The 20,691-nt window shown below is 72.0% G+C and carries 21 protein-coding genes and 1 pseudogene; 13 read left to right on the plus strand and 9 right to left on the minus strand.

The window, feature by feature from the left end; genetic code table 11:
- Nucleotide 1: 1 nt before the first annotated feature.
- Nucleotides 2-346 (plus strand): hypothetical protein, encoded by a 345-nt coding sequence (locus FHS29_RS27150; RefSeq protein ID WP_184695318.1) that lies wholly within the window; start codon nucleotides 2-4, stop codon nucleotides 344-346.
- Nucleotides 321-1,247, plus strand: coding sequence for a hypothetical protein (locus FHS29_RS27155; protein WP_184695320.1), 927 nt, complete (start codon nucleotides 321-323; stop codon nucleotides 1,245-1,247). The genes FHS29_RS27150 and FHS29_RS27155 overlap by 26 nt, the downstream gene beginning before the upstream one ends.
- Here FHS29_RS27155 and FHS29_RS27160 read toward each other — a convergent pair.
- On the minus strand, nucleotides 1,244-2,080 hold the full coding sequence (locus FHS29_RS27160) for an NAD-dependent epimerase/dehydratase family protein (protein ID WP_184695322.1): 837 nt from the start codon (nucleotides 2,078-2,080) through the stop codon (nucleotides 1,244-1,246). The genes FHS29_RS27155 and FHS29_RS27160 overlap by 4 nt on opposite strands.
- A gap of 116 nt (nucleotides 2,081-2,196) precedes the next feature.
- On the opposite strand from FHS29_RS27160, the gene FHS29_RS27165 reads away from it, so the two are divergent.
- Nucleotides 2,197-2,409, plus strand: coding sequence for a hypothetical protein (locus FHS29_RS27165; protein WP_184695324.1), 213 nt, complete (start codon nucleotides 2,197-2,199; stop codon nucleotides 2,407-2,409).
- A gap of 149 nt (nucleotides 2,410-2,558) precedes the next feature.
- Nucleotides 2,559-3,989: an ATP-grasp domain-containing protein gene (locus FHS29_RS27170; RefSeq protein WP_184695326.1), complete on the plus strand. Its 1,431-nt coding sequence runs from the start codon at nucleotides 2,559-2,561 to the stop codon at nucleotides 3,987-3,989.
- 46 nt (nucleotides 3,990-4,035) lie between these two features.
- Here the strand turns inward: FHS29_RS27170 and FHS29_RS38645 are convergent.
- Nucleotides 4,036-4,131: pseudogene (locus FHS29_RS38645) on the minus strand (IS982 family transposase); the annotation flags it as partial.
- A gap of 73 nt (nucleotides 4,132-4,204) precedes the next feature.
- Between FHS29_RS38645 and FHS29_RS27180 the strand changes: the two are divergent.
- From FHS29_RS27180 to FHS29_RS27190, 3 genes are all read left to right on the plus strand, one after another.
- Nucleotides 4,205-4,570 carry a COG3415 family protein gene (locus FHS29_RS27180; RefSeq protein WP_246440878.1) on the plus strand — a complete coding sequence of 122 codons (366 nt, stop codon included), beginning with the start codon at nucleotides 4,205-4,207 and terminating at the stop codon, nucleotides 4,568-4,570.
- 329 nt (nucleotides 4,571-4,899) lie between these two features.
- A complete protein-coding gene (locus FHS29_RS27185; RefSeq protein ID WP_184695327.1) occupies nucleotides 4,900-5,946 on the plus strand; it encodes a hypothetical protein in 1,047 nt (348 codons plus the stop codon).
- Between the two features lie 241 nt (nucleotides 5,947-6,187).
- Nucleotides 6,188-6,646 carry a helix-turn-helix domain-containing protein gene (locus FHS29_RS27190; RefSeq protein WP_184695528.1) on the plus strand — a complete coding sequence of 153 codons (459 nt, stop codon included), beginning with the start codon at nucleotides 6,188-6,190 and terminating at the stop codon, nucleotides 6,644-6,646.
- Nucleotides 6,647-7,125: 479 nt separating this feature from the next.
- On the opposite strand, the gene FHS29_RS27195 is transcribed toward FHS29_RS27190, so the two are convergent.
- Entirely contained in the window at nucleotides 7,126-7,872 is a 747-nt protein-coding gene (locus FHS29_RS27195; RefSeq protein ID WP_184695328.1) for a hypothetical protein, read from the minus strand.
- 89 nt (nucleotides 7,873-7,961) lie between these two features.
- On the opposite strand from FHS29_RS27195, the gene FHS29_RS27200 reads away from it, so the two are divergent.
- From FHS29_RS27200 to FHS29_RS27215, 4 genes are all read left to right on the plus strand, one after another.
- Entirely contained in the window at nucleotides 7,962-9,173 is a 1,212-nt protein-coding gene (locus FHS29_RS27200) for a DNA cytosine methyltransferase (protein WP_184695329.1), read from the plus strand.
- A gap of 420 nt (nucleotides 9,174-9,593) precedes the next feature.
- Complete coding sequence (locus FHS29_RS27205) at nucleotides 9,594-10,811, plus strand: thioester domain-containing protein (protein ID WP_184695330.1); 1,218 nt, start codon at nucleotides 9,594-9,596, stop codon at nucleotides 10,809-10,811.
- A gap of 239 nt (nucleotides 10,812-11,050) precedes the next feature.
- Nucleotides 11,051-11,224, plus strand: a complete 174-nt coding sequence (locus tag FHS29_RS27210) for an antitoxin (protein WP_184695331.1) — start codon at nucleotides 11,051-11,053, stop codon at nucleotides 11,222-11,224.
- Nucleotides 11,221-11,844, plus strand: a complete 624-nt coding sequence (locus tag FHS29_RS27215; RefSeq protein ID WP_184695332.1) for a putative glycolipid-binding domain-containing protein — start codon at nucleotides 11,221-11,223, stop codon at nucleotides 11,842-11,844. The genes FHS29_RS27210 and FHS29_RS27215 overlap by 4 nt, the downstream gene beginning before the upstream one ends.
- A 216-nt stretch (nucleotides 11,845-12,060) precedes the next feature.
- On the opposite strand, the gene FHS29_RS27220 is transcribed toward FHS29_RS27215, so the two are convergent.
- The 6 genes from FHS29_RS27220 to FHS29_RS27245 form a co-directional block, all read right to left on the minus strand.
- On the minus strand, nucleotides 12,061-12,207 hold the full coding sequence (locus FHS29_RS27220; RefSeq protein WP_312865127.1) for a hypothetical protein: 147 nt from the start codon (nucleotides 12,205-12,207) through the stop codon (nucleotides 12,061-12,063).
- A 164-nt stretch (nucleotides 12,208-12,371) separates the two neighbouring features.
- A complete protein-coding gene (locus FHS29_RS27225; RefSeq protein WP_184695530.1) occupies nucleotides 12,372-13,553 on the minus strand; it encodes a thiolase family protein in 1,182 nt (393 codons plus the stop codon).
- A 41-nt stretch (nucleotides 13,554-13,594) separates the two neighbouring features.
- A complete protein-coding gene (locus FHS29_RS27230) occupies nucleotides 13,595-15,415 on the minus strand; it encodes a fibronectin type III domain-containing protein (protein ID WP_184695333.1) in 1,821 nt (606 codons plus the stop codon).
- Between the two features lie 67 nt (nucleotides 15,416-15,482).
- Nucleotides 15,483-17,258, minus strand: coding sequence for a fibronectin type III domain-containing protein (locus FHS29_RS27235; RefSeq protein WP_184695334.1), 1,776 nt, complete (start codon nucleotides 17,256-17,258; stop codon nucleotides 15,483-15,485).
- Between the two features lie 9 nt (nucleotides 17,259-17,267).
- Entirely contained in the window at nucleotides 17,268-18,224 is a 957-nt protein-coding gene (locus FHS29_RS27240) for a prephenate dehydrogenase (protein WP_184695336.1), read from the minus strand.
- A gap of 145 nt (nucleotides 18,225-18,369) precedes the next feature.
- A complete protein-coding gene (locus FHS29_RS27245) occupies nucleotides 18,370-19,605 on the minus strand; it encodes a M20 metallopeptidase family protein (RefSeq protein ID WP_184695338.1) in 1,236 nt (411 codons plus the stop codon).
- 89 nt (nucleotides 19,606-19,694) lie between these two features.
- On the opposite strand from FHS29_RS27245, the gene FHS29_RS27250 reads away from it, so the two are divergent.
- Both FHS29_RS27250 and FHS29_RS27255 read left to right on the plus strand, forming a co-directional pair.
- On the plus strand, nucleotides 19,695-20,183 hold the full coding sequence (locus FHS29_RS27250) for a tRNA adenosine deaminase-associated protein (RefSeq protein WP_184695340.1): 489 nt from the start codon (nucleotides 19,695-19,697) through the stop codon (nucleotides 20,181-20,183).
- Nucleotides 20,180-20,629 carry a nucleoside deaminase gene (locus tag FHS29_RS27255; protein WP_184695342.1) on the plus strand — a complete coding sequence of 150 codons (450 nt, stop codon included), beginning with the start codon at nucleotides 20,180-20,182 and terminating at the stop codon, nucleotides 20,627-20,629. Before FHS29_RS27250 ends, FHS29_RS27255 begins: the two co-directional genes overlap by 4 nt.
- Nucleotides 20,630-20,691: the final 62 nt, after the last annotated feature.

Consider the following 20,691-nt stretch of genomic DNA (forward strand, 5'->3'; position numbering starts at 1 on the left):
CATGACGGCCGACGGCTTCTCGGTGGACCTGGCCGAGCTGGACGAGTTGGCCCGCAGGCTGCTGGCGGTCGCGGACGGCGGGCGTGGCCACGTGGTGTGGCGGTTCGGCATCGACGCGACCCGGCTCGCCGAGTCGGACCCGTTGCGCGAAGCCGTGACGGTGTACCAGCGCAGCCTCTACGCCGCGCTCGACCGGCTGTGCGGCGGGGCGGAGCGGACGGCGGCGGCGCTGCACGCGATCGCCGCCGAGTACCGGACCACCGACGAAGAACTCGCCGCGCGGTTCGCCCGCCTGGCCGACACCGGGGCGGGTGAGCACGATGGCGGATCGACCGCGATCACCTGAGCCGGAGGACGACGACCCGTCCTCCGTCACGCAGCCCGTGCGGGTGTTCGGGGCGTCCGAGCAGGCGCCCGGCAACCCGGGGTGGACGCGGGCGCTGGCCGACACCACCACCGCGCAGCGGGAACCGCTCGCCGACGGCGTCGAGCAGCTGCCCGGCATCGACCCGGCGTTCTGGCACGGCCCGGCCCGGGAACGCTTCGCCACCGCACGCGATCGGCTGGCGGACGAGTGGAAGACCGTGCACGACGCGCACGACGCCGTGGTGCGCCGGGTCGACACCTACAGCACCTTCGTGCACCAGCTCCAGCACCTGTGGGAGGCGGATCGAGGCAACCCGGCCGCGCTGCGCCACACGGCGGAGCTGCACGAGCGGACCACGGCGGCCCTGGCGGCCGAACTGCTGGCACGGGCGGCCCAGCTCGACGCCGTGGCGGTCCAAGGCCTGCCACCCGCGCCGGGGCCGGCCACCGAACCGCAGCCCGGACCACAGCCGGAGCCCGAAGCGGAGCCGGAACCGGAATCGCAGCCGGAGCCGGACAACGAACCCGAGCGGGACAACGAGCCGGAGGCCAGCGAGCCTGACCGGACCGCGGACGACCAGCCCGAGCGGGACGACGAGCAGGGCCCGGACGACCGGCCCGAGCCGGCGGCCGAGCACGCCGAGGACGGGTCCGCGGCCGACAGCGAGTCGAACGGGGCGGTGCCCGGCGGCGGCGACCTCTCGACCGGCAGCCACCCGGGCGACGGCGTGCACCAGGCCCCGACCGCCGTCGACGCGCCCGAAGCCCACGACGCCCCGACCACCCCCGCCCACCGCTTCCACCTCACCGAGAAACTCGGCGTCCAGCTCCAAGCCGGCGTCCGGGTCTTCCGCATCCCCTGGGAGCTCCCGCGCCGCTAGGTCCGATGTGGACCGCCACCCCACTGGTCGCGGATCAGGCCGTCGAGCGAGGACTCGCGCGGGTGCCAGCCGAGCGCCCGGAGCTTGGTGGTGTCGGCGCGGAGTTCCCTGGTCTCACCGGGGTGGGCGGGTTTCCGGTCGACGGCGACCTCGCGGCCCGTCACCCGGCGCACGGCCGCCAGCACGTCCGCGACGGACGCCGGCGTCGCGCCGACGTTGTACGCCTCGTGCCGCCCCGGCTCGCAGGTCTCCAGCGCCAGCACGAAAGCCCGTGCCGCGTCCCGCACGTGCACGAAGTCGCGCACCGCCGTCCCGTCGCCGTAGACCTCCATCGACGGCAGCCTGCCCGCCGCCACGCCGCACGCCCTGGTGATCACCCTGGTGTCGTCGCGGTCCCCGCCGCCGGCGACGTTGAACAGGCGCAGGGTCGCCGCCGCCGTCGAACCGGCGCGGGCGGTCCAGGCCAGGGCGTCCTCGGCGGCTGCTTTCGAGGCCGCGTAAGGGTTCGTCGGCTGTCGCGGGTGGTCCTCGGTGAGGACGTGGCACAACGGCGTGCCGTACACCCCCGCGGTGGACGCCAGGACGAACCGCGGCGGTGCCGCCCGGAGCAGGCGGAGGGTGCCGGTCACGTTCACGTCGTAGTAGGCGAGGGGATCGTTGAACGATTCCCTCACTCGCGGCAAGGCGGCCAGGTGGATCACACCGTCGGCCGGCGGGATGTCGGCCGTTCGGATGTCCCCGGCGAACGGGACCACCGCGTGCCCGGCCGCGCCGAGTTCTCCGACGACGCTGCGGCCCAGGTAACCGCGGGCACCGGTGACCAGAACGCGCATGTCGCCATCCCAGCACGACGTCACTCCGACGACTGACAGCGGCCCGGTGGAAATTGGCCCTAAAGGTGTTGTCGTGCCCGGCCGATACAACCCAAGTGAGTTACCCGCATCCAGTCATGCACACGAGCATCGAGGGCGTACTCGCGGACTACGCCGTTCGGGAAGCCAAGCGGCAGTGCTTCCTGGAGACCGCCGCGGCGATCGTGGCCGCCGCCCCGCCCTCGCTGGACGACACGCTGCTGGGCCTCACCCTGCCGTCCCCCGAGTCGAACACCCGGCGCGCCTTCCTGAACCGGGCTGACCAGGTGCTTCGCGACGCCGCTCGATGATCTCGCGCCGGTGGTCCCGAGGCCATCGGCAAGTTTCATCCCCTCGTTGCCGGACCGTGCTGGGCCGGTGCCCAGGAGTGCCTCTACAGTGCGTGGCACCGGCGCTCGCCGGTTGTCTCGTCTGCTTCTCATAAAGCGAGTTCTCGGCGATGGATCATGTCCTTTCCGCGCTCCAGGAGCGCCTCGGCACGTTGTTCGGCGACCGGCTGGTCGTGCTCGCGGGCGGTACCCGGCTGAGTACCCGCGCCGGTGAACTCCACCACCTCGGTGCCCGCCACACGCTCGTGCTGTCGACGGACGACCACGCGCCGCTGCACGACTCGGGCGTCGCCCGCTGGGTGCCGCTGGGCATCGCGGGCGGGTTCGTCGCGGTCGAGCAGAACCGGCTCACCCGGCTGCTCACCTCGCCCAACCGCCGGGTGCGGGAAGTCCTCGAGGACTTCGACCCGACCGGTGACGCGCTGGTGATCAGCACGCCGTACCTGCACACCCCCGAGTTCGCGGGCCGGCCGGTGCTCAACGCGCGCCGCCCCGAATGGGTGGAGCTGGAGAACAAGACGACGATCGACGCGCTGTGGGACGAGCTGTCCGCGCCGCGCGCGCCCGCCGTGGTGCTGGACCTGGACTTCGAAGGGCTGTGGAACGCCACGACCGAGCTCGACCGGGGCGCGGGCGTCGTGTGGTCCGGCGACGGTCCGGCGATCAACGGCGGCGCGAACTTCGTCCGCCGGGTGCGCGACCGGCAGGAGGCGCTGGACGCGTTCGAGGTGCTCCGCGCCAAGTGCGACTTCGTGCGCGTGATGCCGTTCCTGGAAGGGATCCCGGTGAGCGTGCACGGGATCGTGTTCCCGGACGGCACCGCCGTGCTCCGCCCGATCGAGATGGTCGTGCCGCGCCGCCAGGGCCAGGCCCGGTTCCTGTACGCGGGCTGCGCGTCCTACTACGACCCGCCCGCCCGGATCCGCGAGGAGATGCGCAACCTGGCCCGCCGCGTCGGCGAACGGCTGCGCGAGACGGTCGACTACCGGGGCACGTTCACCCTGGACGGCATCGCCACCGCCGAGGGCTTCCTGCCCACCGAGATCAACACCCGCTACGGCGGCGCGATGGTGTGCTTCGAGGACGCGCTGCCGCAGCTGCCGCTGGCGCTGGCGCAGGTGGCCCTGGTCGCCGGGCACGACCTGGGCGTGTCGTCCATCGAGTTCGAGGAGCTGCTGGTCGCGGCGGCCGACGACTACCGGCACGGGACGGTCGGCGCGAACGTCCGCGCGGTCAACCCGACCGAGACCGTGGAACGCCCGATCGTGTTCACCGAGTGGTCGTGCCGGTTCGCGCACCCCGACGAGGTGCCCCACGGCACCCTCCGGCTGCGCCCCTCGCCCCTGGGGGCGCGGCTGGAGCTGGACTTCTTCGCCGACCAGCTGCCGCTGGGGCGTCCGGTGGCGGCGCTGACCGTGGCCGCGTTCGCCCTGGCCGACCAGGAGTGGCAGACCGGGCTCGGTCCGCTGGAACCCGCCGTGCCGGTCGAGGACGAGGTCGCGGTGGCCCCCGTGGTCGAGCTGGACGCGGTCACCGCCTAGCCGAGTATGCGAAATTCGGTCAGTGGTCGTAGGCGGTCAGTTTCGGCCGGCCTTTGGGGAGGTCGTCGACGGACTCGGCGAGTTGGCGGACGGACTTGAGCAGCGGCTCGCCAGGGTGGGGCGTGTGGTTGCGGTAGGACGGGTAGTTGTGGTGCTTGTGGCTGAGAGGCTGTTGTCCGGCAGGTCCTTCTCCCTGCCGGACAAGGACTGTTGACATGGCGTCCCAGTCGAAGCGGCCGGTCAGGTTGACAGCGCGGGATCGTGAGGCGTTGATCCGGCTGATCACCACGGGTGTGCATCCGACGTCGTCGATCAGGCGGGCCCAGGTCCTGCTCGATCTGGACACCTCGGTGGGCGAGCCGGACCCGGAGGAGGTGATCGCGGCCCGCCTCGGGGTTTCGGGTGAGATGCTGCGGCTGGTCGCCAAGCGGTTCGCCGAGACCGGCGGCGATGCGCTGCCCACGGTGTCGCGCAGGAAGCGGGACCTTCCGCCCGTGCCGTCCCCGGTGACCGGCGAGGTGGAGGCCCGGCTGGTCGCCCTGGCGTGCTCCTCGGCCACTCGACCATCGGCCGGGTTCTGAAAAAACGGAACTGCGCCCTCATCTGAGGAAGTGCTGGAACATCCCGCCGCGGGCGAATGCGGAGTTCGCCGCCCGCATGGAGGACGTGCTCGCCGTCTACGCCCGGCCGCACGACCCTTTTACGCCGGCGCTGCTCGTACAGCCCCGGCGTCTGCGGGAGTTCCCGGTAGGGGCGCGAGTCACTGCGCCTTAAGCGGTACGGCGACTTCCCGGAAACCGGTTCGGGCATCTCCCGCGAATCGGTTCCGAACCGGGCCGGGTGGCCGGATCAGGCGGCGCCGATCGACACAGCCACGCAACGTGCGTATTGCCCTTCGCGGATCGCGCTTATGATCCCGCCGTGGCCGGCCATGATGGCCATGGCCGGGAAGCTGGTGCGAGGAATGCGGTTCAAGCGCACGACAAGGGCGGTCATCGCGTCCGCGGTCGCCGTGACGATGGCCATGGCGGTGACCGGGCCGGCCGCGGCGGCGGAGGACTTCAGCGGGCGCTTCACCAACCACCTGGCCAACCCGAAGCCCGACTTCCTGCTGACCCTGCGGGACACCCACGTGCCGCAGGGGATCGCGTACTGGCGCGGCGATGGGCACGGAGCCCGCTTCTTCGTCACCTACTACGACCCGTCCGACAGGTCGAACACCCGCCTCGCGGTGCACGGCGCCGAAGGCAGGTACCTCAAGGCCGTCAAGATCAACGGCGAGCACGTCGGCGGCGTCGTGGCCTGGCGCGAGTGGCTCTACACCATCGACACGGTCAGCAGCTCGGGAACCACCCTGCTGCGCAGGTACCGGCTCTCCGACATCGCCACCACCGGCCACGGCGAGGCCCTTCCGCAGCGCGACGTGGAGCAGTTGCCGACCGGCGCAGGCGCCTTCCTCACCATCCACGACGACAAGCTCTACTTCGGCAGCCACACCAAGGACAGGCACTACACCGAGCACGGCAAGCTGTACACCTGGCCGATGAACACGGCGTCCGGCAACCCCACGCCGAGCCCCGCCCAGTGGGGCGCCAGCATCGGGATCCCGGGCAACGTCCAGGGGCTGGTCGTCACCGCCAACCACTTCGTCTTCTCGCAGAGCTGGGACCGCGACTGCTGGAGCCGCATCACCGTCCGGGAGCGCGGCGAGGGCTTCGCCGGCGATCGCTTCATCTACGCGCCGGCGATGTCCGAGGGCATCGTCAACGCGGCCGGCTCGCTGTACGTCAACTTCGAGTCGGGTGCCGACGTGCCCCCTGATCACCACTACGCCCGCACCGCGCGCAACGTCGTCCACCGACCGTGGTTCGGGAGCCTGACGACCTTCATCACCGACATCCAGGCCAACGGGCGGAGGATCAACGACCGGTCGCCGTACGAGTGCGTCGCGGGCTAGCTGTACTGCCCTGGGAGGTTGTGGGCGGTTCGACACGTAGTCGGATGATGTCGGAATGAGGGAGGGCCTCCGGGTTCGGTGTGGATTGCGACGTCTACACCAAGCCGACGGAGGCCCTCGTGACCCACGCCAACGCACCGCTGACTCCTAGTGTGTCGCTGCTTAGTTGTGGTGTGTGGCTGGGAGGCTGTTGTCCGGCAGGCCCTTGTCCTGTCAGACGAGGATGGTTGTGGTGTCGGAGATGAAGCGGCCGGTCACGTTGACTGCGCGGGATCGGGAGGAGTTGCTTCGGTTGACCGTCACGGGTGTGCGGCCCGCGTCGGCGATCAGGCGGGCTCGGGTGCTGCTCGCGTTGGACACCTCGGCAGGCGAGGTCGACGCGAAGGAACTGATCGCGGCCCGGCTCGGGGTCTCGGGTGAGATGCTGCGGCTGGTCGCCAAGCGGTTCGCCGAGACCGGTGGCGACATTCACGCCACGATCTCGCGCAAGAAGCGCGATCTTCCGCCGGTGCCGTCCCCGGTGACCGGTGAGGTCGAGGCCCGGCTGATCGCCATGGCGTGCTCGCAGCCCCCGGCGGGGCACGCCCGGTGGTCGTTGCGGCTATTGGAAAAACACGTCGAACTCACCGAGGACATCCCGAACCTGGATCACTCCACCATCGGCCGAATCCTAAAAAAACGGAACTGCGCCCTCATCTGAGGAAGTGCTGAAACGCCTCGTCCGGGTCGGCGTCGCGCCGCACCGGGCCGTTGGTGGTCTCCAGGCACAGCCGAGTGCCGTGCACTACTGGTAGATTGTCGCGGCTAACTCTTGGGGTATTCTGTCGAATTCGCCACCGTCACCTGCCCAGCTCCCGGCCCGTACGAGCTGTGCGTGCATGCCAAGGGCCGGGAGCGGGCACTCGGACTGCCCGAGGCCACGTTCGACCGTGACGTGGAGCAGTGGCTGGTCCGCCTGTGGCCCGCCAGTGCCTCGCGCTGATCGTGCCGGGCAGGCGACCACCGACTGCAAGGCCTTTCGCGGTCCACACATCCCTCACCGCAGCGCCGACCCCCGGCTGAACATCTTTCGTTCGTCTTCGGTTACCGCCTGGACGCACGCATTACCCGTCTAGGCGCGGTCACCGGGTCGGCCGCAGTAGTCGTCACGCCGTAACACGCCCCGAACGCAGGTACCCCCTAGCCGTAGGCGGCCATGACCGCGAACCGGTACCCCATCAGCTGTGCGGTCACCACGGGTGGCTGGTGGGGCGGGTAGCCGCCGGTGTCGTAGGCGTGCAACAGGTCCGGGTCGCCCTGCGCGATAGCGCGCACCCGTCGCTCGTCGGTGCTCTCACCCAGCAGCAGGTGCAGGGCCACGCATGCCGCCTCCACCAGCAGCGGTGGGTGGGTGCCCGCGTACGCGATGTTCTCCACCACGTCGACGACGTGCTTGGGCGCCACCTCGGGCACCGCGATCGCCAGCGCCACGGCGCACGCGACCTCCGCGCCCGCCAGCGCGTCGAACACCCTCGGCGCACCCTTGGCGACCGCGTACCGCGTCTGGGTGATCCAGTCCGGTGGGAGGCGGGGCAGTTCGCGGCCCACCGGGTTCCAGCGCCGCCGGGTGCGCCTGCCCTCGTAGGTGAAACCCGCGCTCGCCAACGCGAGCCCGGCCAGCAGGAAGATCACCCGGTCGCGCACCGCGCCGGGCACCTTGTAGTTCGCGCCCAGCTCCACCAGGAACGGCACGGCGCGCACGCTCGCCTCGGACACCGTGTCGTCGTCCAGCAGACGTCTCTCCAGGGCGGCACACGCATCCAGGTCGCCTTCGGCGGTCCGGCGCAGAAGGCCGTTCACGCCGGTACCGCGGGACAGCCGGGTCCACGAAACTCGCTCCAGTCCACGCAACGGGTCCGGCCGTTGCCAGGCGGGTGGCAGCTGCATGCCGGGGAAGCTACGTGACAACCGGTCTGGAATAACGCAACGGGCAACGGCACGCCAGGGGTATTTCCGAGGAGTCGTACGATCACCGCGTGCGTGGACCCTCCTACAAGGTCGTCGACCTGTTCTCCGGCGCGGGCGGCATGAGCCTCGGGTTCCAGGCGCACCGGGACTTCGCCGTCGTGGGCGCGGCGGACGCCCAGATCGGCAAACCCTCGTCGCGGCTGGGTTCGTTGCGGTGCAACGGGACCTACCGGGACAACATCGGCGTCGACCCGCTCCAGGTGGACCTCGGCCGGCTCGACCCGGCCGTGCTGCGCGAGGTGTGGGGGCTGCGCCGGGGCGAGCTGGACGTGCTGGTGGCCTGCCCGCCGTGCTCCGGCTTCACCCGGATCACCGCCGCCAACCACCTGCGCGACGACCCGCGCAACTCGCTGGTCGGCCGGGTCGCCGCGTACGTGGCCGAGCTGCGGCCCCGGATCATGCTGCTGGAGAACGCCCGCGAGCTGGTGAAGGGCAAGCAGCGGCACCACCTGGACGGGCTGGTCGACCAGCTGGTGGAGCTGGGGTACGCGGTGGCCGCCTCGTCGCACATGCTGTCCCGGTTCGGCCTGCCGCAGCTGCGCGAGCGCGCGGTGGTGGTGGCGGTGGACGCCGGCGTGCCGCTGCGCACCATGGACGACCTGTGGGCGGGCTGGGAGGTGCGGCCGGGGGCCGTGACGGTGCGGCGGGCCATCGGCAAGCTGCCGCCGGTCGCGGCGGGCGAGGCCGACGCCGAGGACCCGATGCACGTGTCGCCGTCGTTCCGGCACGACCGGTCGCTGGACCGGATGCGGGCCATCCCGGCGGACGGCGGGTCGTGGGGCGACCTGGTCGGGTCGCCGGCCGAGCAGCTGCTGAACCCGGCGCAGCGCAAGATCATCGACGAGGGCAACTGGGGTTCGCACCCGGACGTCTACGGGCGGCTGTGGTGGGACGAGCCGGCGCGGACCATCAAGCGCGAGTGCGGGCACGTCGGCAACGGCCGGTACGCGCACCCGGAGCAGCACCGGCTGTGCACGGTGCGGGAGATGGCGTTGCTCCAGGGGTTCCCGCGCAAGTTCCGGTTCGACGTGTCGATCATCGGCAACGCGTACCGGCATCTGGGTGACGCCGTTCCCCCGTTGGTGTCATTCCAGCTCGCGGCGCTGTGCAAGTGGATCCTCGCTGGTCAGCCGCCTACGGCGAAGGATCTTTGTCTCCCTGGGACGTCGCTGCGGGTGGGCGACATCCGGCCGGTGGCGGTGGCGGAGCTGGTCGCCTAGATCACCGTTTCGCAACGGTGTGGCGTCGGTTTGAGTTGACAGCTACCACGTCTTCTGCGACATAACTGCTCTGACCTGCGGTGATGTCTATCGCAGCCGGACGGTTGGGGCCGTTCGCCACCTGTCGAAACGGCCGTTCGGCCGTTCGGGCAAGGTCATCTGCGCGTGTTTGGATCATCCACTCGGGACAGTCGGGCCGCGTTTTGGCTGCTCGAAGCCACTGCTACGCAGCGTGTCACCCGTCACCGTCCGAGTTTCACTCGATCGGATAGTGTTCCGCCGATTCCTGTCGATTCGGTGTCGGTGGCCCCGTCCCTGCGGCCCCACCGGACCCGACACGGACCGCCGCCTTGAACCACACCATCGGGCTACTCGTGAGCCTCAAGGAGACACATGGCACCCCGGTTGACCCTGAAGCGCATGGGGGCTGCGGTCCTCGGCGCCTCCCTCGTGCTGCTGTCCGCGCTCCCCGCCGCCGCCGACGCCGTCCAGGTGACGCCGTACCCCGACGCCGGGACGCAGGGCATCGGTCTGCACCTGACCGACAAGGACGGCAAGCCGCTCAAGAACCTCGATGGTGGCGACGCGTTCAACACCAGCCTGATCGGTCTCAAGATCATCGAGAACGGCAAGGAGCAGACGGCCACCGCGTACTGCGTGGAGCTGCCGACGCGCCTGATGGACAACACCCCCCTCAAGGAGGTGCCGTGGGACCAGCACCCCAACCAGAACACGAAGTTCAAGGAAAACGCGAAGTACGTCAACTGGATCCTGCACAACAGCTTCCCCGTGCTGGACGTCGAGCAGGCGCGTAAGGCGTTCAACCTGCCCACGGTCGAGAAGAGCGCCTTCATCGCCGGCACGCAGGCCGCGATCTGGCACTACACCGACGAGGCGCGGCTCGACGAGGGCGACGCCAGCATCGAGCCCCCCGGTATCGACGAGGACGTCGTCGCCGTCTACAAGCGGCTGACCGACCCGGCGATCAACGTGGGCATCGACCAGGAGCCCAACCCGACGCTGACGATCGACCCGAAGGAGCTGGAGGGCGAGGCCGGCAAGCTGATCGGCCCGTTCACCGTCGCCACGACGGCCGACAAGGTCATCATCGAGGCCAAGGTCCCGGCCGGCGTGACGTTCACCGACAAGGACGGCAAGGAGCTGGAGGTCGTCAAGGAGGGTGACCTCAAGGCCACCGCCGAGACCAAGGTCGGCCAGATCTTCGTCAAGGTCGCCGAGGACGTCGAGCCCGGCTCGATCGAGTTCACCGTCCACGTCACCGCCCAGCTGCAGCACGGCCGGTTGTTCGTGGCCAGCGACCGCAACCACAAGACCCAGTCGCTGGTGATCGCCAAGCCGGTCCAGGTGGACGCGAAGGAGAAGGCGAAGGCCAAGTGGGTGGAGAACACCACGCCGACCTCGTCGTCGTCGGCCACCACCACCACGACGACGACCACCGAGACCACCACCACGGCGCCCACCACGACGACGACCGTCGCGGCTGCCCCCGGTGGCGGCGGTGACGACGACCTGGCCTCGACCGGTGCGTCCATCTTCGTGCCGCTGCTGGTCGGCCTCGGCCTGCTCGGTGCGGGTGCCGCGGCCATGATCATCGTGCGCCGCAAGAAGACCGCGTAGGACCGCTAGCTGAGAACGGCCCCCTCGGGATCCTCCGAGGGGGCCGTTCCCGTCTGCCGGCCTCGGACGTCGGTGACCGTGGTCGGTGCGTCCGGAGGTCGGGCGGTCGGGCGGTGGCCAGGCGGGGCAGGGCGGTGGTGAGGCGGTGGTCGGGCGTCGTCGCCCGCCGGAGGTAGCGTTTGCCGCTGGGGACGCGAGGCCGATTCGGGTAGCCTGCGTCAGGAGTGCGAGGGAGCACCATGAACTTCGACGAGATCAAGAACAAGGCGTCCGAGCTGCTGGAGGGGAACCACGAGAAGGTGGACCAGGGCATCGACGCCGCGGCCGGTTTCATCGCCGGCAAGTTCGGTCACGACGAGCAGGTCAAGACGGTGGCCGAGAAGGCCAAGGACATCCTTCCGGGTGGAGAGTGAACTCGTTCAACACGGCTGAGCGGGTTGCCCCGGCCGGGGAGACCCGCTCTCCTTCCGCGCAGATGGTGACCTGGCAGGGCTACGACGCGCCGCGCCTCGAACAGGTCCGCTTCCTGCTGTCCGAACGCAAGCTGCGGGCCTCCGGCCGGCTGGTGACGGCGGGGCCGGACCAGCAGTACAGCGGTTCGTTCGAGGTGTCCGTCGGCGAGACCGGCGCGGTCACCCGACTGCTGCTGCGCACCGCCACGGTGTCCGAGGAACGCCAGATCTCGGTGTCCCGCTCGTCCGAGGGCGTGTGGCTGGTCGACGCGGGCTCGGGCGCGGAACGTGCCGACTTCGACGGCGCGGTGGACGTGGACGTGCAGTTCGCCGTCCTGTTCAACGCCATCCCGATCCGCCGCCTGAACCTCCAGAACGAGCCGGGCGAACACGAACTGCCCGTCGTCTACGTGACGTTGCCCGACCTGACGGTGCGACTGGTCCGCCAGACCTACCGGACCGTGTCGGTGGACGAGGAGCGGTCCGTGGTGTCGTTCGAGAGCGGCGACTTCCAGCAGGACATCACCGTCGACAAGGCCGGCCTCGTCCTCGACTACCCGGGCATCGCCCACCGCATCTGACCCGCCTTCAGACCACCGCTTCGGGTGAGCAAGCGCTTGCCGGTGTCCGACGCGCGCCTTGAACGCGGAACCCGACCGCGAGCGTCTCCGAACAGCGCGAAGCCCTGGCTCCCGTCGTCCGGCGGGCCTACCAGGGCTCACTTCCTCGGTCGAGCGACCTCGGCTGACGTAAGGCTATCGGGCGCAGCTTGATCGCGGAGTCGCTGGATCGGGGGATCAGACCCGGACGGCGATGGCCATGCCCTGGCCCACCCCGACGCACGCCGCCGCGATACCCAGACCCCCACCACGGGCTCGCAGGTGGCGGCACAAGTCGATGATCATGCGCGGCATGGAGGCGCCGAGGGGGTGGCTGTAGCCGATAGCGCCGCTGACGAGTCCGGGCGCGAGCGTCTCCGAACAGCGCGAAACCCGGGCGCCCGTCGTCCGGCGGGATCCTGCCCGGGTCCACTTCCTCGGCCTAGCGGCCTCGGCTGCTCCTCAGCCTACCAACTCCACCGCGGCTCGGACCTCGCTGGATCGGGGGATCAGACCCGGACGGCGATGGCCATGCCCTGACCCACCCCGACGCACGCCGCCGCGATACCCAGACCCCCACCACGGGCTCGCAGGTGGCGGCACAGATCGATGATCACCCGCGGCATGGAGGCGCCGAGGGGGTGGCCGTAGGCGATGGCACCGCCGTGGACGTTGACCTTCTCGCGGTCCACTTCGGGCAGGTGGTGCAGGACGGACAGGGCCATGGCGGCGAAGGCCTCGTTGATCTCCCAGAGGTCCACGTCGTCGCCGGAGATCTTGAGGCGGGTCAGCAGCTTCCGGATGGCGGTGACCGGGGTCAGGGTGAAGCGGTGCGGTTCGTCGGCGGTGACCGCGCTGCCGAGGATCTCGCCCAGCGGCGGGATGCCGAGGTCGTCCGCCACCGACTCGGTGCCCATCAGGACGGCTGCCGCGCCGTCGTTCAACGAGGACGAGTTGCCTGCCGTCACCGGGCCCGACTCGGAGAACGCGGACGCCAGCCTGGCCAGTCGCTCCAGCGACGTCTCCGGTCGCACGGATTCGTCACGCCGCACGGCCGTCCCGTCGCGCAGTTGCACGGGGAACGCGAAGCCGTCGTGCACCCCCGCGTCCCACGCCGCCGACGCCCGGCGGTGCGAGCGCAGGGCGTAGACGTCCATCTGCTCCCGGGTGATGCCCAGCGCCACCGCCACGTCCTCCGCCGCCCGCCCCAGCGGCACGGTCCACTCGCTGCGCATCCGGGGGTTCACCAGGCGCCAGCCGAGCGCGGTCGACGCCTGTTCCAGCCGGTCCGGGAACGGCTTGTCCGGGCGGGCCACCACGAACGGGGCCCGGCTCATGCCCTCCACGCCGCCGGCGACCAGCAGCTCGGCGTCGCCCATCGCCAGCGTCCGACCCGCCTGCACGATGGCCTCGCCGCCGGACGCGCACAGCCGGTTCACGGCCACGCCCGGCACGGTCGGGGGCAGGCCCGCCAGCAGCGCCGCCATCCGGCCGACGTCGCGGTTCTCCTCGCCGGCACCGTTGGTGTTGCCCAGCAGCACGTCCTCCACCCGCGCCGGGTCCACCTGGTGTCTGCGCAGCAGCTCGGTGATCGGCAGCGCGGCCAGGTCGTCCACGCGCACCCCGGACAACCCGCCGCGGTAGCGGCCGAACGGGGTGCGGGCGGCGTCGAGGATCAGCGGGCGGTGCATGGAACTCATCTTGTCACCGGATGGCGGAAAGTCACGATTCGTCACTGACCGACGAAGAACGGCACGAACGCCGACGTCGGTCGCACGTCCGGGGACGTGCTGAACAGCTTGACCTCGATCATGTGCGGGCCGAAGGACAACCCGCCGGTGTTCAGCGCCAGCCGGTACACCCCGGCCACGCCCGGCCCGCCCAGGTCCGTCGGCACGGCCGCCACCCGGTCGCCGTCCAGCCGCACGGTGAAGCCGGCCAGCCCCGCCAGCCCGGCCCCGCGCTGCCCGGACCGGCCGTCCAGGGTCAGGTCGAACACCACCCGGCCGCGCCGGATCGGCGAACCCTCCGGCACCGGGCGACCGCCGGCGTCCAGCACCGTCCCGTTCGCCCGCGCGAGGACCTGCTCCAGGCCGCTCAACGGCACCTTGTCCACGCTCGGCTTCGGCGCGGGCGGCGCGTCGGGTGCGGGGGCGAGTTCCAGGTCGACGTGCGTCGCCTGCACCCGGACGCCGGTCAGCACGGTCACCGGTAACCGGTCGCCGTCCAGGACCAGCGCCGACGCGGGCAGGTCCGCCACCACCGGGTAGCCCACCGTCTCCCGCCACGGCGCTCCCGGCACGGCCGGCCGCAGCGGCACCCGCGTGTCGCCGACGGCCAGGGCGAACTCCGGCGCGGTCGGCGAGGGGTCGGTGTGCAGCAGGGTCATCCGCAGCAGGCCGCCGGTCACCCCGCGCAGCGGCGTCCCGGTGGACGGGGCGGCGTCGGGCGCGACCGCGACCCGCACCTCCGGCGACGGCACGAACGGGGGCGCGGCGGCCGGGGCGGCGTCGAACGCGACCAGGCTGACGTTCACCCGCTGCCCGGTCGGCCCGGACACCGAGACCAGCGCGGTCGCCTCCCGCCAGCGCGGCACCGCCGGACTGGTCGCCACCACCTCGCCGTCCAGCAGCACCCGCGCGCCGTCGCGGCGCAGCGCCAACTCCCAGCGGTGGCTCAGGCCCTGCTCCAACGTCGGCACCGCGCGGGTGGACGTGGTCGGCGTGCCCTCGGCGGTCAGCACGTCGACGGACGTCTTGCCGTTGCCGCTCATCACCCGCAGCCGGATGGCGTCCGGCGGCAGGCCGTGGCCGCTCACCGTGCTCACCGGGCCGGGCACCAGGTCGACGGCCAGCTCCCCGTCCGCGCCCGGCGCGTCCGTCTCCACGATGAACCGCCCCAGGTCGTCGGCGTCCCGCAGCACGAACGGCGTCCGCGACCGCAGCGAGGCGGCCGCCGCCGCGCAGTTGCTGCTGATCACCAGCCGCGCCCCGTCGTCGCCCTGGCCCGGGGTGGCGCGGGCGCAGTTCGTCCTGGTCGCGAGCCGCCACCGGGTCGGGTCCGGCGCGTCCGGCCGGTCGAACCTGTCGAGCAGCGCGTACTCGCCGAGGTCGGGTGTGCGCGAGGTGCCCTCGGCGCGGGAGGGCTCCGAGCGCTGGCCGAACGCGTCCACCGCCCGCACCTCCACCTGGTACCGGACGCCGTCGTCCAGCCCGTCGAGCTGGGTGGCGGACTGGGCGATGAGCTTCGTGCGGTCGAGCCTGCCGTCCCGGCCCCAGCGCACCTCGTAGCCGGGCGCCTCCTTCCCGGACCACCGCACCTGGAGCCGGCGCGGCCCGGGCACCACCCGCAGGTCGGCGGGCTGCTCCGGCGGCGCGCCCGGCGTCGACACCAGCACGCCTTCGGCGGCGAACGGCGCGAGGGACGTCGGAGGTGGCGCGGACGTGCTGGCGCGGGGGTTCGGATCACCCGTCCCGGTGCTCCGCAGGACCGCCACCACCCCGCCGAACAGCACCACACCAGCGGCGATGGCGGCGATCCGGCGACGGTGCATGGCGTCAAGCTATGTCAAGCCACCCGGTCGGGGTGATCGCGGTCACTAGGCGTTGCGCACCCGATACCTACGGCGGGCCGATCTCGAACGACCGCGACGCGCTCCGGGTCTCCAGCCGCTCGTCCACCGGGAGCACCCGCACGTCCACCTTGTGGCCGCCGACGGTCACCCCGTTCAGGTCCAGCAGGAACTCGTGCCGCCCGCCCGCCGCCCGCCCGGTGGGCAGCACGGCGAGCCGCTGCCCGTCCAGGTCGACCTCGACGCCCTTGATCCCGGCGATCTCCCGCTCGGTGGTGGTGAGCAGCTCGACCACGATCCGCGCCCGTCCGCCGCGCGGGAACCGGTCGGTGGCGCCGGTGTCGTGCAGGACGGCCACGGCCGGCGGCGGCACCTCCGGGTCCGGCAGCTCCCGGTCGGTGACCTTGGGCAGCACCCGACGGGCGGCGGCTCGGCCGTCGTCGACCACCAGGTGCGAGCCGTTCACCAGGACCTTCTGCGTCGCCCGCAGTCGGACCGAGGTGTTCCCGGTGGGCTCCGGCAGCGGGAAGTCGGCGTACACCCAGGCCGACCTGATCGACACCGGGTCGTCGGACGGCGGCATGAACGCGGCCGGCGCGGACCGCCCGCCGAACTCCACCGTGATGGGGACGTCGCGGACGTCCGACTTCACCGAGACCACCGCCGCCACGACCCGCACGGAGTCGCCGCCCTCCAGCCGCCGGGCGGGCGTGGCACCCAGCTCGGCCGAGTCGGTCTCCCCGGCACCGGCCCCCAGCGGCACGACCGACGCCGGGACGGGGCTCTCCGGCGCGCCGCCCACCCCGAACGCGTCGAGCCGGGTCTGCTGGATGTTGCGGAACGCCAACCGGGGCCGGACGACCGTCCACGGCACCGCGACCGACGCCGCGGCCAGCGCTTCACCGTCCCGCAGCGCCACGACGGCGTCGGGCAGGACGCGCAGTTCCCAGCGGTGCCGGACGCCGGGCGTGGGCGGCGGGGACGTGCCGCCCACCGGGACCACCCGGGACGTGGTCGGCACGCCCGAACCCGTGTCGAAGCTCGCGCCGTGCGGGGTGATGCGCAGGACCAGCGAGCCCGGCGGGTACGGCTCGGACAGGTGCCCGATGTCGTGGAACGGCTCCGGCAGCAGCGCCACCACCAGCTCGCCGTCACCCCGGACCGTGCTCGGCCCGTCGGTGGTGAGCACGACCCGGCCCACCGCGCCGTCCTCGCCCGGCACGCCCAGCCGCAGCGGGACGTTCGACTGGAGGTCCAGCACGTCGCAGGTGACCTCCAGCCGCTTGCCGTTCAGGGGGCGCAGGCCCAGGCAATCGTCACCCGAGCCGAACACCCGCCAGCGGTGCGGGCCCAGCGCCTCCGCGCCGTCGAACACGTCGATCGGCTGGACCAGCTGCTCGACCCACTTCCCGTCGTGGGCGAGCCGGGGCACCGCCTTCGCCACGGCGGGCTCGGACCGCACACCCAGCCCGTCCACCGCGCGGACCTCCACGGTGATCTCGGCGTCGGCGTCCAGGTCGGTCAGCTCGGCCTCGGTCGCCTGCACCAGCCGGGTCCGCCCGGCCCACCGGACCTCGAACCCGCCGTACGCGACCCCGCCGGTGGCCGTCCAGGTGGCCCGCAGACTCGTCCGGTCGGGGGCGGTGAGCTTCAGGTCCGTGGGTGCGGTCAGCGGTCGGCTGTCCGCGACGTACTGGACCCGGTCGTCCAGGAACTCGCCGAACTCGCGCGGGAAGGGCTGCGTCGACCCGTCGCGCAACACCACGACCGCGCCCGCCACCAGCACCGCACCGCCGAGCCACCCCACAAGCCTGCGACGCTCCACCCGTCGACTCTATGAGGTGCGCGCGAGTGCGGTGCTTCCGTTCAGAGCAACGACCCGTCCGCCGCGCGACCCCAGGGCACGCAGGGCTTCGAGCGCCTTGGGCGAGGTCAGGTCGATGGTCACGTCGACGAGGTCGGCGGACTGGACGTCGTGCAACGCCTGCCGCGCCTGGTGACCCGCGTCGATCGTCTTGGCCAGCCCGCCGGTCGACGCCAGCGAGCCGCGCGCCGCACCCAGCCTGCCCAGCGCGTCGTCCACGGCGTCCAGCAGCGCGGACCGGTTGCCCTCGCACATCGCGCGGACGAGTTCCGGGCGGCTGCCCGCCACCCTGGTGCCGTCGCCGAACGAGCCCGCCGCGAGGGCCAGGGCGAGCGGACCGCCGTCCGCGCCGACGCTGGCGAGCACGGCGGCCAGGATGTGCGGCAGGTGGGAGATGCGCGCCACCGCCGAGTCGTGCTCCGCGGCGGTGGTCGGCACGACGTGCGCCTTCGCGGCCAGGGCGAGTTCGACGACGTCGGTCAGGACGTCGAGATCGGTGCCGTCCTCGGCGGTGACGACCCAGGCGGCGTCGCGGAACAGGTCGGCGTTCCCCGCCGCCCAACCGGACGCCGACGTGCCGGCCATCGGGTGGCCGCCGACGTAGCGGGCCCGCGGGGCGACCCGTGAGACCAGTTCGCCCACCGGGCCTTTGACACTCACCACGTCGGTGAGCCGGACCCCGGCCGGCACCCGCCGCAGCACCTCCTCCACGGCGGGCAGCGGCACCGCGACCACCACCAGGGCGTCCCGGTCCTGTGCCCGCGCCAGTGCGCCGCCGAGGTCCAGGACGTCGAAGCCGTCCGCCCGGGCCGCGTCCGCGTCCTGCGCCGACGCGGTGACACCCCACACCACCCGCCCGGCCGCGGCTGCGGCGCGCAGCACCGATCCGCCGATCAAGCCCAGTCCGACCACGCACACGTCACGCACGGGGCTCATCCTGCCGGCGACCGGCGGCAATCCCGGCAACCGACGATCAACCGCCCGCGGGCCGACGCCCCGGTGCCCCGACCGGTCGACCGGTCGGGGAGCGGTGGCGCGGGCGCGGGGTGGCGCGCCCGCGCCGGTCCGCCGGTCAGCGCAGGGCGTCCAGGGCGAACGCCGTGTAGACGATCACGCCGTGCTCCATCGCCGCCTCGTCGAACAGCACCCGGCTGGAGTGGTTCGGTTCGGCGTTGGCCAGTTCCACCCCTCGCGGGCACGCGCCGAGGAAGGCCATCGCGCCGGGCACGCGTTGCAGCACGTAGGAGAAGTCCTCGGCACCCATCAGCGGGTCTTCCATGGGTGCCGCCCAGCGGGAGCCGAGGGCGGCGGTGGTCACGTCGATGACGTGCGGGCCGACCTCCGCGTCGTTCACGGTCACCGGGTAGCCGGGGATGATGGCGACCTCGGCCGTGCAGCCGTGCGCCGCCGCCACGTGCTCGCAGACCCGGCGCAGCTCCTGGTGCACGAACGTCCTGGTCTCCTCGGAGAGGGTCCGGATGGTGCCTTCCACCACCGCGGTCTCCGGGATGATGTTCGTCGTGGTGCCCGCCTTGATCTGGGCCACGGTGACCACCGCCGGCTGGTGCACGCTGACCCGGCGCGCCACCATCGTCTGCAGCGCGCCCACCATCGCGGCGGCGGACGGGATCGGGTCCACCGCGTCGTGCGGCATGCCGCCGTGGCCGCCCTTGCCCTTCACGACGACGTGGAACATGTCCGCCGAGGCCATGGTCGGGCCGGGGCGGGAGACCACCACGCCGGACTGCAGCGTGGACGTGATGTGCAGCGCGAAGGCCTTCTCCACCGGCGGGCCGGCCGCGTCCAGCACGCCTTCGTCGAGCATGTGCTTCGCGCCGTGCATGCCTTCCTCGCCCGGCTGGAACATGAACACCACCTGGCCGGACAGCGCCTCCCGCCGCGAGCACAGCAGCCGGGCGGCGGACGCGAGCATGGCCACGTGGGTGTCGTGGCCGCACGCGTGCATCGAGCCCTCCACCTCGGACGCGTACGCCAGGCCGGTCTCCTCCTGGAGCGGCAGCGCGTCCATGTCGCCGCGCAGCAGGACCGTCGGCCCCGGCCGCGCGCCGCGCAGCACGGCGACCACCGACGTGCTCGACTTCCCGGTGGTGATCTCCAGCGGCAGCCCGGTCAGCGTGTGCTGGATCGCCGCCTGGGTCGCGGGCAGGTCGAGGCCCTGTTCCGGGTTCCTGTGCACCTGCCTGCGTAGCGCCACCGTCCTGGGCTGTAGGGCACGAGCTGCCTCCACGAGCCCGGTGAACCGTGGCTCGGGTGCGGTCGTCTGTGCGTTCGGCAGAGTTGTGCTCATCCCTCGATAGTGGCATCGGAAAGCCCCCGACGCCCGGAGCCGAGCCCCCCGTGCTACCGGGTGCACTCCGGTGGCCCTACGGTGTGCACATGGCACACCAGGAGCCGGTCAACGGCTTCGCTGTCGCGGTGGTCCGAGAGGACGGCCGCTGGCGGTGCAGCAGGATGGACAGCTCGGCGCTGTCCGAGCTCGACGCGGCGATCACGGAACTGCGCCAACTGCGCTCCACAGGTGCCGTCTTCGGGCTGCTGGCGGTGGACGACGAGTTCTTCATAGTGCTGCGCCCGGTGCCCGGCGGAGTCGCACTGCTGCTCTCGGACGCCGCCGCCGCGTTGGACTACGACATCGCCGCGGACGTGCTGGACCTCCTCAGGGTGGACCCGCCCGACGAGGAGGACGACGAGCTGTGGCCCGAGGGGGACCTCGCGGTCCTCGCCGACCTGGGCATCCCCCAGCACGAGTTGCAGGTGATCGTGGACGAGGTGGACCTGTACCCGGACGAGCAGCTCCAGATGATCGCCCAGCGGTGCGGCTTCGGCGACGAGTTCACCAAGCTGCTGGACACCATCCAGGCGTGACCGACGAAGACCTGGTGCGGTCGGCCCTGGAGGTCGCCGGACGGGCGCCCCGGACCGGTGACGTCCCGATCGGCGCGGTGGTGTTCGCCCCGGACGGGACGGAACTGGCCCGCGCCTGCAACGCCCGCGAAGCCCTCGGCGACCCCACTGCCCACGCGGAGGTGCTGGCGCTGCGCGCGGCGGCGGCCGTGTTCGGCGACGGGTGGCGCTTGGGCGGCTGCACGCTCGCGGTGACCGTGGAGCCGTGCACCATGTGCGCCGGAGCGCTGGTGCTGGCACGGGTCTCGCGGGTCGTGTTCGGTGCCTGGGAACCGAAGACCGGTGCCGTGGGGTCGCTGTGGGACGTGGTGCGGGACCGCCGGCTCAACCACCGGCCCGAGGTGGTGGGCGGCGTGCTGGCCGAGGAGTGCGCGGCCCTGCTGGAGTCGTTCTTCGCCGATATGTGATGCCACTCACATCGGCGTGATACTTCGGTCGGACGAGGCATCCAAGGAGTTGGCGGGCCGCT

Source organism: Saccharothrix tamanrassetensis (assembly GCF_014203665.1).
Lineage (GTDB): Bacteria > Actinomycetota > Actinomycetes > Mycobacteriales > Pseudonocardiaceae > Actinosynnema > Actinosynnema tamanrassetense.